Source organism: Citrobacter sp. Ce006, assembly GCF_030336535.1.
Taxonomy (GTDB): domain Bacteria; phylum Pseudomonadota; class Gammaproteobacteria; order Enterobacterales; family Enterobacteriaceae; genus Citrobacter; species Citrobacter europaeus.
Genome location: NZ_JAOWDO010000061.1, coordinates 17,235 through 32,850, shown reverse-complemented (window position 1 = coordinate 32,850; position 15,616 = coordinate 17,235). Strand labels below are relative to the sequence as shown.

General features: G+C 51.1%; 12 protein-coding genes. 10 read left to right on the top strand and 2 right to left on the bottom strand.

Translation table 11 applies throughout. The features are described from left to right. The 9 genes from tuf to rpoC form a co-directional block, all read left to right on the top strand. A partial coding sequence (gene tuf, locus OGV94_RS06430) for an elongation factor Tu (RefSeq protein ID WP_127674166.1) occupies positions 1-1,011 on the top strand: 1,011 nt, incomplete at its 5' end. Positions 1,012-1,241: 230 nt separating this feature from the next. Beyond that, positions 1,242-1,625: a preprotein translocase subunit SecE gene (secE, locus tag OGV94_RS06425; RefSeq protein ID WP_003033128.1), complete on the top strand. Its 384-nt coding sequence runs from the start codon at positions 1,242-1,244 to the stop codon at positions 1,623-1,625. A gap of 1 nt (position 1,626) precedes the next feature. Continuing rightward, positions 1,627-2,172 (top strand): transcription termination/antitermination protein NusG, encoded by a 546-nt coding sequence (gene nusG, locus OGV94_RS06420; protein WP_003033125.1) that lies wholly within the window; start codon positions 1,627-1,629, stop codon positions 2,170-2,172. A 155-nt stretch (positions 2,173-2,327) separates the two neighbouring features. Next, positions 2,328-2,756, top strand: a complete 429-nt coding sequence (gene rplK, locus OGV94_RS06415; RefSeq protein WP_003033122.1) for a 50S ribosomal protein L11 — start codon at positions 2,328-2,330, stop codon at positions 2,754-2,756. A gap of 3 nt (positions 2,757-2,759) precedes the next feature. Further along, complete coding sequence (rplA, locus tag OGV94_RS06410) at positions 2,760-3,467, top strand: 50S ribosomal protein L1 (protein ID WP_016155300.1); 708 nt, start codon at positions 2,760-2,762, stop codon at positions 3,465-3,467. A 413-nt stretch (positions 3,468-3,880) separates the two neighbouring features. Then, the gene (rplJ, locus tag OGV94_RS06405; protein WP_005132895.1) at positions 3,881-4,378 is read left to right on the top strand and encodes a 50S ribosomal protein L10; all 498 of its coding nucleotides are present in this window, start codon (positions 3,881-3,883) and stop codon (positions 4,376-4,378) included. Between the two features lie 66 nt (positions 4,379-4,444). Then, on the top strand, positions 4,445-4,810 hold the full coding sequence (gene rplL, locus OGV94_RS06400; protein ID WP_000028882.1) for a 50S ribosomal protein L7/L12: 366 nt from the start codon (positions 4,445-4,447) through the stop codon (positions 4,808-4,810). Between the two features lie 320 nt (positions 4,811-5,130). Beyond that, positions 5,131-9,159 carry a DNA-directed RNA polymerase subunit beta gene (gene rpoB / locus OGV94_RS06395; RefSeq protein WP_003033111.1) on the top strand — a complete coding sequence of 1,343 codons (4,029 nt, stop codon included), beginning with the start codon at positions 5,131-5,133 and terminating at the stop codon, positions 9,157-9,159. Positions 9,160-9,235: 76 nt separating this feature from the next. Then, positions 9,236-13,459, top strand: coding sequence for a DNA-directed RNA polymerase subunit beta' (gene rpoC, locus OGV94_RS06390; RefSeq protein ID WP_043018017.1), 4,224 nt, complete (start codon positions 9,236-9,238; stop codon positions 13,457-13,459). A gap of 115 nt (positions 13,460-13,574) precedes the next feature. Here the strand turns inward: rpoC and OGV94_RS06385 are convergent, their stop codons facing one another. Beyond that, the gene (locus tag OGV94_RS06385; RefSeq protein ID WP_043018018.1) at positions 13,575-13,892 is read right to left on the bottom strand and encodes a PTS lactose/cellobiose transporter subunit IIA; all 318 of its coding nucleotides are present in this window, start codon (positions 13,890-13,892) and stop codon (positions 13,575-13,577) included. A 4-nt stretch (positions 13,893-13,896) separates the two neighbouring features. After that, positions 13,897-14,202: a PTS sugar transporter subunit IIB gene (locus OGV94_RS06380; protein ID WP_043018019.1), complete on the bottom strand. Its 306-nt coding sequence runs from the start codon at positions 14,200-14,202 to the stop codon at positions 13,897-13,899. 1,092 nt (positions 14,203-15,294) lie between these two features. Here OGV94_RS06380 and cspE point away from each other — a divergent pair. Further along, positions 15,295-15,507: a transcription antiterminator/RNA stability regulator CspE gene (gene cspE, locus OGV94_RS06375; protein ID WP_043018020.1), complete on the top strand. Its 213-nt coding sequence runs from the start codon at positions 15,295-15,297 to the stop codon at positions 15,505-15,507. Positions 15,508-15,616 lie beyond the last annotated feature (109 nt).

Sequence of the window (15,616 nt, the reverse complement as noted above, 5' to 3'; positions counted from 1 at the left end):
CGTGGTATCACCATCAACACTTCTCACGTTGAATATGACACCCCGACTCGCCACTACGCACACGTAGACTGCCCGGGCCACGCCGACTATGTTAAAAACATGATCACCGGTGCTGCGCAGATGGACGGCGCGATCCTGGTTGTTGCTGCGACTGACGGCCCGATGCCGCAGACTCGTGAGCACATCCTGCTGGGTCGTCAGGTAGGCGTTCCGTACATCATCGTGTTCCTGAACAAATGCGACATGGTTGATGACGAAGAGCTGCTGGAACTGGTAGAAATGGAAGTTCGTGAACTTCTGTCTCAGTACGATTTCCCGGGCGACGACACGCCGATCGTTCGTGGTTCTGCTCTGAAAGCGCTGGAAGGCGAAGCAGAGTGGGAAGCGAAAATCATCGAACTGGCTGGCTTCCTGGATTCTTACATCCCAGAACCAGAGCGTGCGATTGACAAGCCGTTCCTGCTGCCTATCGAAGACGTATTCTCCATCTCCGGTCGTGGTACCGTTGTTACCGGTCGTGTAGAGCGCGGTATCATCAAAGTTGGTGAAGAAGTTGAAATCGTTGGTATCAAAGAGACTGCTAAGTCTACCTGTACTGGCGTTGAAATGTTCCGCAAACTGCTGGACGAAGGCCGTGCTGGTGAGAACGTTGGTGTTCTGCTGCGTGGTATCAAACGTGAAGAAATCGAACGTGGTCAGGTACTGGCTAAGCCGGGCTCTATCAAGCCGCACACCAAGTTCGAATCTGAAGTGTACATTCTGTCCAAAGACGAAGGCGGCCGTCATACTCCGTTCTTCAAAGGCTACCGTCCGCAGTTCTACTTCCGTACTACTGACGTGACTGGTACCATCGAACTGCCGGAAGGCGTTGAGATGGTAATGCCGGGCGACAACATCAAAATGGTTGTTACCCTGATCCACCCAATCGCGATGGACGACGGTCTGCGTTTCGCAATCCGTGAAGGCGGCCGTACTGTTGGTGCGGGCGTTGTTGCCAAAGTAATGAGCTAATTGCCGAATAACATTTGACGCAATGCGCAATAAAAGGGCATCATTTGATGCCCTTTTTGCACGCTTTCACACCAGAACCTGGCTCATCAGTGATTTTTTTTGTCATAATCATTGCTGAGACAGGCTCTGAAGAGGGCGTTTAGTCCGAAACGCACCAGAGCATTTCGGTTTGGATCGCCTCGCTTACGCGGGGTGAAAATGTTTGTAGAATACTTCTGACAGGTTGGTTTATGAGTGCGAATACCGAAGCTCAAGGAAGCGGGCGCGGCCTGGAAGCGATGAAGTGGGTTGTTGTCGCTGTATTGCTGCTTGTAGCTATCGTTGGCAACTACCTCTATCGTGACATGATGCTGCCGCTGCGTGCGCTGGCCGTAGTGATTCTGATTGCCGCAGCGGGTGGTGTCGCGCTGTTGACAACAAAAGGTAAAGCGACCGTTGCTTTTGCCCGTGAAGCGAGAACCGAAGTCCGTAAGGTCATTTGGCCAACTCGCCAGGAAACATTGCACACCACATTAATTGTGGCTGCGGTTACCGCAGTAATGTCACTGATCCTGTGGGGACTGGATGGTATTCTGGTTCGCCTGGTATCCTTTATCACTGGCCTGAGGTTCTAAGATGTCTGAAGCCCCTAAAAAGCGCTGGTACGTCGTTCAGGCGTTTTCCGGTTTTGAAGGCCGCGTAGCCACGTCGCTGCGCGAATATATCAAGTTACAAAATATGGAAGAGCTGTTTGGCGAAGTCATGGTTCCGACTGAAGAAGTGGTCGAAATCCGTGGTGGCCAGCGTCGCAAGAGCGAACGTAAATTCTTCCCGGGCTATGTACTGGTCCAGATGGTGATGAATGACGCAAGCTGGCACCTGGTGCGCAGCGTGCCGCGTGTGATGGGCTTTATCGGCGGTACTTCTGACCGTCCGGCGCCGATCAGCGACAAAGAAGTTGATGCGATCATGAACCGTCTGCAGCAGGTTGGCGATAAGCCGCGTCCGAAAACGATGTTTGAGCCAGGTGAAATGGTTCGTGTTAGCGACGGTCCGTTCGCCGACTTTAATGGCGTGGTTGAAGAAGTGGACTACGAGAAGTCTCGTCTGAAAGTTTCCGTATCTATCTTCGGTCGTGCGACTCCGGTTGAACTGGACTTCGCTCAGGTTGAAAAAGCCTAATACGCCGATCAAAAAAGCGACGATTTAATCGTTGCACAAGGCGCGAGATTGGAATACAATTTCGCGCCTTTTGTTTTTATGGATCCTATCCGTAAAACGAATTTAATCACGGGGAGCCTCCTTGAGGCGCTATAACCCAATCAGAGGAATTTAGAATGGCTAAGAAAGTCCAAGCCTATGTCAAGCTGCAGGTTGCAGCTGGTATGGCTAACCCGAGTCCGCCGGTAGGTCCTGCACTGGGTCAACAAGGCGTGAACATCATGGAATTCTGCAAAGCGTTCAACGCTAAAACTGATTCCATGGAAAAAGGTCTGCCGATCCCGGTTGTTATCACCGTTTACGCTGACCGTTCTTTCACTTTCGTTACCAAAACGCCTCCGGCAGCAGTTCTGCTGAAGAAAGCGGCTGGTATCAAGTCTGGTTCCGGCAAGCCGAACAAAGACAAAGTGGGTAAAATTTCCCGCGCTCAGCTGCAGGAAATCGCGCAGACCAAAGCTGCCGACATGACTGGTTCCGACATTGAAGCGATGACTCGCTCCATTGAAGGTACTGCACGTTCCATGGGCCTGGTAGTGGAGGACTAAGAAATGGCTAAACTGACCAAGCGCATGTCCGTGATCCGTGACAAAGTTGATGCTACTAAGCAGTACGACATCAACGAAGCTATCGCTCTGCTGAAAGAGCTGGCCACTGCTAAATTCGTAGAAAGCGTGGACGTTGCTGTTAACCTCGGCATCGACGCTCGTAAATCTGACCAGAACGTACGTGGTGCAACTGTACTGCCGCACGGTACTGGCCGTTCCGTTCGCGTAGCCGTATTTACCCAGGGCGCAAACGCTGAAGCTGCTAAAGCTGCAGGCGCTGAGCTGGTAGGTATGGAAGATCTGGCTGAACAGATCAAGAAAGGCGAAATGAACTTTGACGTTGTTATTGCTTCCCCGGATGCAATGCGCGTTGTTGGCCAGCTGGGTCAGGTTCTGGGTCCGCGCGGCCTGATGCCAAACCCGAAAGTTGGTACTGTAACTCCTAACGTTGCTGAAGCTGTTAAGAACGCTAAAGCTGGTCAGGTTCGTTACCGTAACGACAAAAACGGCATCATCCACACCACCATCGGTAAAGTGGATTTTGACGCTGACAAACTGAAAGAAAACCTGGAAGCTCTGCTGGTTGCGCTGAAAAAAGCAAAACCGACTCAGGCAAAAGGCGTGTACATCAAGAAAGTTAGCATCTCCACCACCATGGGTGCTGGTGTTGCCGTTGATCAGTCCGGTCTGACTGCGACTGTGGCGAACTAATATTCGCCTTTACGTGGGCGGTGATTTTGTCTACAATCTTACCCCCACGTTTCTGCTAATTGCAGACGTATATCCGAGATATTCAGGCTGTGGCAAGGCGACACTGAGTGAATCGCCAGGAGCATAGTCAACTATGTGGCTGGTGTGAACGAAGGCAGTCAACGCCGGCACAGATTGAATAGCGACAGATAGACAAGATTTGTTCGTTGGAGCCTGGCCTATCCAGGCCTCCGTCGAAGACCGCAGGTGTTTCGTAAGAAACTTAATGCCCTGCGTAGACGGTGACAGAACGCTAAGATTATTTCTGATACTCTGGCTTGTTTCTGCTCACCGTATTTAGACGCTCTCTCCGTTGGGGGGAGTGAAGTGAGTTCCGGAACATGAGTTCCGGCAAACATCCAGGAGCAAAGCTAATGGCTTTAAATCTTCAAGACAAACAAGCGATTGTTGCTGAAGTCAGCGAAGTAGCCAAAGGCGCGCTGTCTGCAGTAGTTGCGGATTCCCGTGGCGTAACTGTAGATAAAATGACTGAACTGCGTAAAGCAGGTCGTGAAGCTGGCGTATACATGCGTGTTGTTCGTAACACCCTGCTGCGCCGCGTCGTTGAAGGTACTCAGTTCGAGTGCCTGAAAGACACGTTTGTTGGTCCGACCCTGATTGCATACTCTATGGAACACCCGGGCGCTGCTGCTCGTCTGTTCAAAGAGTTCGCGAAAGCGAATGCAAAATTTGAGGTCAAAGCCGCAGCCTTTGAAGGTGAGTTGATTACGGCATCGAATATCGATCGCCTGGCAACTCTGCCGACCTACGAAGAAGCAATTGCACGCCTGATGGCAACCATGAAAGAAGCTTCGGCTGGCAAACTGGTTCGTACTCTGGCTGCTGTACGCGATGCGAAAGAAGCTGCTTAATCGCAGTTATCTTTCTCAAGCATCTGCTTACGTATAAACTTATTCTGATTTTCAGGAACAATTTAAATGTCTATCACTAAAGATCAAATCATTGAAGCAGTATCCGCTATGTCCGTAATGGACGTTGTAGAACTGATTTCTGCAATGGAAGAAAAATTCGGTGTTTCTGCTGCTGCTGCTGTAGCTGTAGCTGCAGGCCCGGCTGAAGCTGCTGAAGAAAAAACTGAATTCGACGTAATTCTGAAAGCTGCTGGCGCTAACAAAGTTGCTGTTATCAAAGCAGTACGTGGCGCAACTGGCCTGGGTCTGAAAGAAGCTAAAGACCTGGTAGAATCTGCACCGGCTGCGCTGAAAGAAGGCGTGAGCAAAGACGACGCAGAAGCACTGAAAAAATCTCTGGAAGAAGCTGGCGCTGAAGTTGAAGTTAAATAAGCCAACTTTTCTGGTTGCAGCCTAAGAAATTAGGCTGATGGCTGGTGACTTTTTAGTCACCAGCCTTTTTGCGCTGTAAGGCGCCAGTAGCATTTCACACTGTTTGACTACTGCTGTGCCTTTCAATGCTTGTTTCTATCGACGTCTTAATATACTGCGACAGAGCGTCAGTTCTGTGTAAATCGCAATGAAATGGTTTAAGCGTGATAGCAACAGGCATTGCGGAAAGTATTCGATTTTCCGGTCAACAAAATAGTGTTGCACAAACTGTCCCTTCGTCGGACAGATGGGTCGACTTGTCAGCGAGCTGAGGAACCCTAATGGTTTACTCCTATACCGAGAAAAAACGTATTCGTAAGGATTTTGGTAAACGTCCGCAAGTGTTGGACATACCTTATCTCCTTTCTATCCAGCTTGACTCGTTTCAGAAGTTCATCGAGCAAGATCCTGAAGGGCAGTATGGTCTGGAAGCAGCTTTCCGTTCCGTTTTCCCGATTCAGAGCTACAGCGGTAATTCCGAGCTGCAATACGTCAGCTACCGTCTTGGCGAACCGGTGTTTGACGTTCAGGAATGTCAGATCCGTGGCGTGACCTATTCCGCACCGCTGCGCGTAAAACTGCGTCTGGTGATCTACGAGCGCGAAGCGCCGGAAGGCACCGTAAAAGACATTAAAGAACAAGAAGTCTACATGGGCGAAATTCCGCTCATGACCGACAACGGTACCTTTGTTATCAACGGTACTGAGCGTGTTATCGTTTCTCAGCTGCACCGTAGTCCTGGCGTCTTCTTTGACTCCGACAAAGGTAAAACCCACTCTTCGGGTAAAGTGCTGTATAACGCGCGCATCATTCCTTACCGTGGTTCCTGGCTGGACTTCGAATTCGATCCGAAGGACAACCTGTTCGTACGTATTGACCGTCGCCGCAAACTGCCTGCGACCATTATTCTGCGTGCGCTGAACTACACCACTGAGCAGATCCTTGACCTGTTCTTTGAGAAAGTTGTTTTCGAAATTCGTGACAACAAGCTGCAGATGGAACTGGTGCCGGAACGCCTGCGTGGTGAAACCGCCTCCTTTGACATTGAAGCTAACGGCAAAGTCTACGTCGAAAAAGGCCGTCGCATCACTGCGCGCCACATTCGCCAACTGGAAAAAGACGATATCAAACATATCGAAGTTCCGGTTGAATACATTGCTGGCAAAGTTGCGGCTAAAGACTACGTTGACGAATCTACCGGCGAGCTGATCTGCGCAGCTAACATGGAGCTGAGCCTGGATCTGCTGGCTAAGCTGAGCCAGTCTGGTCACAAGCGTATCGAAACGCTGTTCACTAACGATCTGGACCACGGTCCGTACATTTCAGAAACTGTACGCGTCGACCCAACCAACGATCGTCTGAGCGCGCTGGTAGAAATCTACCGCATGATGCGCCCTGGTGAGCCGCCGACTCGTGAAGCTGCTGAAAGCCTGTTCGAGAACCTGTTCTTCTCCGAAGACCGCTATGACCTGTCTGCGGTTGGTCGTATGAAGTTCAACCGTTCTCTGCTGCGCGACGAAATCGAAGGTTCCGGTATCCTGAGCAAAGACGACATCATCGAAGTGATGAAGAAGCTCATCGATATCCGTAACGGTAAGGGCGAAGTCGATGATATCGACCACCTCGGCAACCGTCGTATCCGTTCCGTAGGCGAAATGGCGGAAAACCAGTTCCGCGTTGGCCTGGTACGTGTTGAGCGTGCGGTGAAAGAGCGTCTGTCTCTGGGCGATCTGGATACCCTGATGCCTCAGGATATGATCAACGCCAAGCCGATTTCTGCAGCAGTGAAAGAGTTCTTTGGTTCCAGCCAGCTGTCTCAGTTTATGGACCAGAACAACCCGCTGTCTGAGATTACGCACAAACGTCGTATCTCTGCACTCGGCCCGGGCGGTCTGACCCGTGAGCGCGCAGGCTTCGAAGTTCGAGACGTACACCCGACTCACTACGGTCGCGTATGTCCAATCGAAACGCCTGAAGGTCCGAACATCGGTCTGATCAACTCCCTGTCCGTGTACGCACAGACTAACGAATACGGCTTCCTCGAGACTCCGTACCGTAAAGTGACCGACGGTGTTGTAACTGACGAAATTCATTACCTGTCTGCTATCGAAGAAGGCAACTACGTTATCGCTCAGGCGAACTCCAACCTGGATGACGAAGGCCACTTTGTAGAAGATTTGGTTACCTGCCGTAGCAAAGGCGAATCCAGCTTGTTCAGCCGCGACCAGGTTGACTACATGGACGTATCCACCCAGCAGGTGGTATCCGTCGGTGCGTCCCTGATCCCGTTCCTGGAACACGATGACGCCAACCGTGCATTGATGGGTGCGAACATGCAACGTCAGGCGGTTCCGACTCTGCGTGCTGATAAGCCGCTGGTTGGTACCGGTATGGAACGTGCTGTTGCCGTTGACTCCGGTGTTACTGCAGTTGCTAAACGTGGCGGTACTGTTCAGTACGTGGATGCTTCCCGTATCGTTATCAAAGTTAACGAAGACGAGATGTACCCGGGCGAAGCAGGTATCGACATTTATAACCTGACCAAATACACCCGTTCTAACCAGAACACCTGTATCAACCAGATGCCTTGCGTATCTCTGGGCGAGCCGGTTGAACGTGGTGATGTGCTGGCTGACGGTCCGTCCACCGACCTTGGTGAACTGGCGCTGGGTCAGAACATGCGCGTGGCATTCATGCCATGGAATGGTTACAACTTCGAAGACTCCATCCTCGTATCCGAGCGTGTTGTCCAGGAAGACCGTTTCACCACCATCCACATTCAGGAACTGGCATGTGTGTCCCGTGACACCAAGCTGGGGCCAGAAGAGATCACCGCTGACATCCCGAACGTGGGTGAAGCTGCGCTCTCCAAACTGGATGAATCCGGTATCGTTTATATCGGTGCGGAAGTGACCGGTGGCGACATTCTGGTTGGTAAGGTAACGCCGAAAGGTGAAACCCAGCTGACGCCAGAAGAGAAGCTGCTGCGTGCGATCTTCGGTGAGAAAGCGTCTGACGTTAAAGACTCTTCTCTGCGCGTGCCAAACGGTGTTTCCGGTACGATTATCGACGTTCAGGTCTTTACTCGCGATGGCGTAGAAAAAGACAAACGTGCGCTGGAAATCGAAGAGATGCAGCTGAAGCAGGCGAAAAAAGACCTGTCTGAAGAACTGCAGATCCTCGAAGCTGGCCTGTTCAGCCGTATCTACGCTGTGCTGGTTTCCGGTGGTGTTGAAGCTGAGAAGCTCGACAAACTGCCGCGTGACCGCTGGTTAGAACTCGGCCTGACCGACGAAGAGAAACAGAATCAGCTGGAACAACTGGCTGAGCAGTACGACGAACTGAAACACGAGTTCGAGAAAAAACTCGAAGCGAAACGCCGTAAAATCACTCAGGGCGACGATCTGGCACCGGGCGTGCTGAAGATTGTTAAGGTTTATCTGGCGGTTAAACGTCGGATCCAGCCTGGTGATAAGATGGCAGGTCGTCACGGTAACAAGGGTGTAATCTCTAAGATCAACCCGATCGAAGATATGCCACACGATGCTAACGGTACGCCGGTAGATATCGTTCTGAACCCGCTGGGCGTACCATCGCGTATGAACATCGGTCAGATCCTTGAAACCCACCTGGGTATGGCTGCTAAAGGTATCGGCGATAAGATCAACGCCATGCTGAAACAGCAGCAAGAAGTCGCGAAACTGCGCGAATTCATCCAGCGTGCTTACGATCTGGGCTCAGATGTTCGTCAGAAAGTTGACCTGAATACCTTCAGCGATGAAGAAGTTCTGCGTCTGGCTGAAAACCTGAAAAAAGGTATGCCGATCGCAACGCCGGTATTCGACGGTGCGAAAGAGTCTGAAATCAAGGAACTGTTACAGCTGGGTGGCCTGCCGACTTCCGGTCAGATCACACTGTTCGACGGTCGTACCGGTGAGCAGTTCGAGCGCCAGGTTACCGTTGGCTACATGTACATGCTGAAACTGAACCACCTGGTTGATGACAAGATGCATGCGCGTTCTACCGGTTCTTACAGCCTGGTTACTCAGCAGCCGCTGGGTGGTAAGGCGCAGTTCGGTGGTCAGCGCTTCGGGGAGATGGAAGTATGGGCGCTTGAAGCATACGGCGCGGCATACACCCTGCAGGAAATGCTCACCGTTAAGTCTGATGACGTGAACGGTCGTACTAAGATGTATAAAAACATCGTGGACGGCAACCATCAGATGGAACCAGGCATGCCAGAATCCTTCAACGTACTGTTGAAAGAGATTCGTTCGCTGGGTATCAACATCGAGCTGGAAGACGAGTAACTCTCGATCAAACAGGTCACTGGTGCTGGCGTAACAGCCAGCGCCAGATTGTGCTAACTCCGACGGGAGCAAATCCGTGAAAGATTTATTAAAGTTTCTGAAAGCGCAGACTAAAACCGAAGAGTTTGATGCGATCAAAATTGCTCTGGCTTCGCCAGACATGATCCGTTCATGGTCTTTCGGTGAAGTTAAGAAGCCGGAAACCATCAACTACCGTACGTTCAAACCTGAACGTGACGGCCTTTTCTGCGCCCGTATCTTTGGGCCGGTAAAAGACTATGAGTGCCTGTGCGGTAAGTACAAGCGCCTGAAACACCGTGGTGTGATCTGTGAGAAGTGCGGCGTTGAAGTGACCCAGACCAAAGTACGCCGTGAGCGTATGGGCCACATCGAGCTGGCGTCTCCGACCGCTCACATCTGGTTCCTGAAATCTCTGCCGTCCCGTATCGGTTTGCTGCTCGATATGCCGCTGCGCGATATCGAACGTGTACTGTACTTCGAATCTTATGTTGTTATCGAAGGCGGTATGACTAACCTGGAACGTCAACAGATCCTGACTGAAGAGCAGTATCTGGACGCGCTGGAAGAGTTCGGTGACGAATTCGACGCGAAGATGGGTGCGGAAGCCATTCAGGCCCTGCTGAAGAGCATGGATCTGGAGCAAGAGTGTGAAACTCTGCGCGAAGAGCTGAACGAAACCAACTCCGAAACCAAGCGTAAGAAGCTGACCAAGCGTATCAAACTGCTGGAAGCCTTCGTACAGTCTGGCAACAAGCCAGAGTGGATGATCCTGACCGTTCTGCCGGTTCTGCCGCCAGATCTGCGTCCGCTGGTTCCGTTGGATGGTGGTCGTTTCGCAACATCGGATCTGAACGATCTGTATCGTCGCGTTATCAACCGTAACAACCGTCTGAAACGTCTGTTGGATCTGGCTGCGCCGGACATCATCGTACGCAACGAAAAACGTATGCTGCAGGAAGCGGTTGACGCCCTGCTGGATAACGGTCGTCGCGGTCGTGCGATCACCGGTTCTAACAAACGTCCTCTGAAATCTTTGGCCGACATGATCAAAGGTAAACAGGGTCGTTTCCGTCAGAACCTGCTCGGTAAGCGTGTTGACTACTCCGGTCGTTCTGTAATCACCGTAGGTCCATACCTGCGTCTGCATCAGTGCGGTCTGCCGAAGAAAATGGCACTGGAACTGTTCAAACCGTTCATCTACGGCAAGCTGGAACTGCGTGGCCTCGCCACCACCATCAAAGCCGCTAAGAAAATGGTTGAGCGTGAAGAAGCTGTCGTTTGGGATATCCTGGACGAAGTTATCCGCGAACACCCGGTACTGCTGAACCGTGCACCAACACTGCACCGTCTGGGTATCCAGGCATTTGAACCAGTACTGATCGAAGGTAAAGCTATCCAGCTGCACCCGCTGGTTTGTGCGGCATATAACGCCGACTTCGATGGTGACCAGATGGCTGTTCACGTACCGCTGACGCTGGAAGCCCAGCTCGAAGCGCGTGCGCTGATGATGTCTACCAACAACATCCTGTCTCCGGCGAACGGCGAACCTATCATCGTTCCGTCTCAGGACGTTGTATTGGGTCTGTACTACATGACCCGTGACTGTGTTAACGCCAAAGGCGAAGGCATGGTGCTGACTGGCCCGAAAGAAGCTGAGCGTATCTATCGCGCAGGTCTGGCCTCTCTGCATGCGCGCGTCAAAGTGCGTATCACTGAATATGAAAAAGATGAAAACGGCGAATTCGTTGCGCACACCAGCCTGAAAGACACGACCGTTGGTCGCGCCATTCTGTGGATGATCGTACCGAAAGGTCTGCCTTTCTCCATCGTCAACCAGGCGCTGGGCAAGAAAGCAATCTCCAAAATGCTGAACACCTGTTACCGCATTCTGGGCCTGAAGCCGACCGTTATCTTCGCTGACCAGACAATGTACACCGGCTTTGCTTATGCAGCGCGTTCAGGTGCATCTGTTGGTATTGATGACATGGTCATCCCAGAGAAGAAACACGAGATCATCTCTGAAGCAGAAGCTGAAGTTGCTGAGATCCAGGAGCAGTTCCAGTCTGGTCTGGTAACCGCAGGCGAACGCTATAACAAAGTTATCGATATCTGGGCTGCGGCGAACGATCGTGTATCCAAAGCGATGATGGATAACCTGCAAACTGAAACCGTTATTAACCGTGACGGCGTAGAAGAGCAGCAGGTTTCCTTCAACAGCATCTACATGATGGCCGACTCCGGTGCGCGTGGTTCCGCAGCACAGATTCGTCAGCTGGCCGGTATGCGTGGTCTGATGGCGAAGCCAGATGGCTCCATCATCGAAACGCCGATCACCGCGAACTTCCGTGAAGGTCTGAACGTACTCCAGTACTTCATCTCTACTCACGGTGCGCGTAAAGGTCTGGCGGATACCGCACTGAAAACAGCGAACTCCGGTTATCTGACTCGTCGTCTGGTTGACGTCGCGCAGGATCTGGTGGTGACTGAAGACGATTGTGGCACTCTGGAAGGCATCACCATGACCCCGGTTATCGAGGGTGGTGACGTTAAAGAACCGCTGCGCGATCGCGTATTGGGTCGTGTGACTGCTGAAGACGTTCTGAAGCCGGGCACCGCGGATATTCTGGTTCCACGCAACACGCTGCTGCACGAACAGTGGTGTGACCTGCTGGAAGAGAACTCCGTTGACTCCGTTAAAGTCCGTTCCGTTGTATCCTGTGACACCGACTTTGGTGTATGTGCGCACTGCTACGGTCGTGACCTGGCGCGTGGCCACATCATCAACAAAGGTGAAGCAATCGGCGTTATCGCGGCACAGTCCATCGGTGAACCGGGTACACAGCTGACGATGCGTACGTTCCACATCGGTGGTGCGGCATCTCGTGCGGCTGCTGAATCCAGCATCCAGGTGAAAAACAAAGGTAGCATCCGTCTGAGCAATGCGAAGTCGGTTGTGAACTCCAGCGGTAAACTGGTTATCACCTCACGTAACACCGAACTGAAACTGATCGACGAATTCGGTCGTACCAAAGAAAGCTATAAAGTGCCTTACGGCTCCGTTATGGCGAAAGGTGATGGCGAACAGGTTGCTGGCGGCGAAACCGTAGCGAACTGGGATCCGCACACCATGCCGGTTATCACCGAAGTGAGTGGTTTCGTCCGCTTCACTGACATGATCGACGGCCAGACCATTACTCGTCAGACCGACGAGCTGACCGGTCTGTCTTCTCTGGTGGTTCTGGATTCTGCAGAGCGTACTGCGGGTGGTAAAGACCTGCGTCCGGCACTGAAAATTGTTGATGCTCAGGGCAACGACGTTCTGATCCCAGGCACCGATATGCCTGCTCAGTACTTCCTGCCGGGTAAAGCAATTGTTCAGCTGGAAGATGGCGTACAGATCAGCTCTGGTGACACCCTGGCGCGTGTTCCGCAGGAATCAGGCGGTACCAAGGATATCACCGGTGGTCTGCCGCGCGTTGCGGACCTGTTCGAAGCTCGTCGTCCGAAAGAGCCGGCAATCCTGGCTGAAATCAGCGGCATCATTTCCTTCGGTAAAGAAACCAAAGGTAAACGTCGTCTGGTTATCACCCCGGTAGACGGTAGCGAACCGTACGAAGAGATGATTCCGAAATGGCGTCAGCTCAACGTGTTCGAAGGTGAACGTGTAGAACGTGGTGACGTTGTTTCCGACGGTCCGGAAGCACCGCACGACATCCTGCGTCTGCGTGGTGTGCATGCTGTAACTCGTTACATCGTTAACGAAGTTCAGGACGTATACCGTCTGCAGGGCGTTAAGATTAACGATAAACACATCGAAGTTATCGTTCGTCAGATGCTGCGTAAAGCCACCATCGAAAACGCTGGTAGCTCCGACTTCCTGGAAGGCGAGCAGGTTGAATACTCCCGCGTCAAGATTGCCAACCGCGATCTGGAAGCGAACGGCAAAGTGGGTGCAACGTTCTCCCGCGATCTGCTGGGTATCACCAAAGCGTCTCTGGCAACCGAGTCCTTCATCTCTGCAGCATCGTTCCAGGAAACCACGCGTGTCCTGACCGAAGCCGCTGTTGCAGGTAAACGTGATGAACTGCGCGGTCTGAAAGAGAACGTAATCGTGGGTCGTCTGATCCCGGCAGGTACCGGTTATGCGTACCACCAGGATCGTATGCGCCGTCGCGCAGCGGGCGAACTGCCGGCTGCTCCGCAGGTGACTGCTGAAGATGCGTCTGCCAGCCTGGCAGAACTGCTGAATGCAGGCCTGGGCGGTTCTGACAACGATTAATCGTTGCTGACCCTAATAAAAAACCCGCTTCGGCGGGTTTTTTTATGTCTATGTTATGCCTGATGGCGATGTGCTTGTCGGGCCTGGGAGGCGACGAATCCATCCGGCAATGTCATTAATTTACCGGCGGTAAACGCCGATAAAGCTCAATCATATCTCCCGCCAAATCCTGAATCACCATCGCGTTCATCAGGTGATCCTGCGAATGGACGGTGATGAGATTAACCGGTAGCTTGCCGGTACCTTCGTCAATTCCGATCAGTTGGGTCTGGATTTTATGCGCTTGTTTAACGTACTCGCGTGATTCCGTCATCGCTTGTTCTGCACCCGGGAAATCACCTTTACGCGCCAGTTGTAGCGCCGTCAGGGCCTGACTGCGCGCAGCGCCGGCGTTTACCAATAATTCCATGATGATCGTTTCTAACTCTTCCATGCCATCACTCCAGTAGTTTCAGCGCTTTGTCCAGTACAGCATCGCCTTTCATCATGCCGTAATCCATCATATCGATGACGGCGACCTTTTTACCTAGCGGATCGGCGAGCGCCTGCAGCTTGGCCTGCTCATACTTAACCTGTGGACCGAGCAACACGATATCCGCAGTGGCGATATTCTCTGCAAATTCAGCCACCGGGACCGCTTTGATAGTGACGTCGACACCTTTTTTCTGGGCGGCATCTTTCATCTTTTGCACCAGCATACTGGTGGACATTCCGGCGGCACAGCATAAAACGATGTTTTTCATAAGCAGTCTCGAGCAACATGTGTGGGTTGATAATTATCGCGAGCCAGCTGTAGCAACAACTGCTTTGCAACGATTGTGTGCAAGGCATCACAAAGAAAACCACTTTTTCTGAAACCGGTTACAAAAAGAGGCAAAACCCTACGATCTGGACCGGGGCCGTCGGCTTTTTGACTCGCTTATCACATGCGGGAATATATAATTACTGTCAATAAAGACATGTTATAAAAAACAGTATTGACAGCATTTTTTAAACCCGTATGTTAATACTTAACAGCGGAGAAATTGTAGTTTGCTGTTAACGTAGTAAGTGTTAGTAGAGCTTTATTGGGGGTTGCGATAAAGGCCACGAAGTATTTTTGTATGGGATAGTCGATGCTGAAAACACTATTTTTTCACTTCGACAATGCTTTCAGGCCACGTAGTTGATTTAACTAATCGCAAAAAGTCAGTTAAACGCGACGATGTAACGCCATGATTTAATAGTAAATGTTTGCGATATCTTTTTTTCTGGTTATCGCAAGGGAAATAAGGCAACGCATCAAAGAGTATATGTCGCGAGGGGAAGTGTACTTGTTTAGGTCACCAGCCTTGAGTTCTATTATCAAGCGGGTGGAATGTGTTTAACGGTAAATAGAGGAAGGTTTTAGTTAGTATCAATATCCAATATTATCTGTGGTAAACGTGTACATTTTAAAGCAGTACCATCAGCAGTATTAAATCGTTAAGTTTATTAATGTTAAATCTGAAGTGTGTAGTAACTTAAAGCCCTGACTGCAATAGTCGGGGCTTTTGTTCATTGTAGATCAAGCGGTTATCCGGGATGCTCAGCCGCGATGGTTTAACATTTCACCACTCAGTGGGTATTAAAAAAATTAATGCTTGCTTAATGATTAGAAGTAGGTCTACTATAGCGGCATCGGTTTGGAACACAGACCTTATGCAAGCAGTTTTAGTAAAGCAGTTCTCAGTTCAAGCGTTATCCTCAGATACTCTTCTTCATGAGCCTCCTCCCTAAGTGCCCCATAAGTTAATTTCTGCAAAACAGGCCATCTTCGCTGCGTAAGCGGCTCAAAAAAATGAAAGGAAGTATCTATGTCTAACAAAATGACTGGTTTAGTAAAATGGTTTAACTCTGAGAAAGGCTTCGGCTTTATCACTCCTCAGGACGGTAGCAAGGACGTGTTTGTGCATTTCTCTGCTATCCAGAGTAACGATTATAAAACGTTAGACGAAGGTCAAAAGGTGGAGTTCTCCGTGGAGAATGGCGCCAAAGGCCCGTCTGCTGTTAACGTTGTCGCGCTGTAAACGCCGATAATTTCACGAACGCTTACGATAGCGATGAAGGCCAGAGCCTGAGCAGTTAAGTGCCAGTGAAGAAAAAACCCGCGAAAGCGGGTTTTTTTGTTTATGCTTC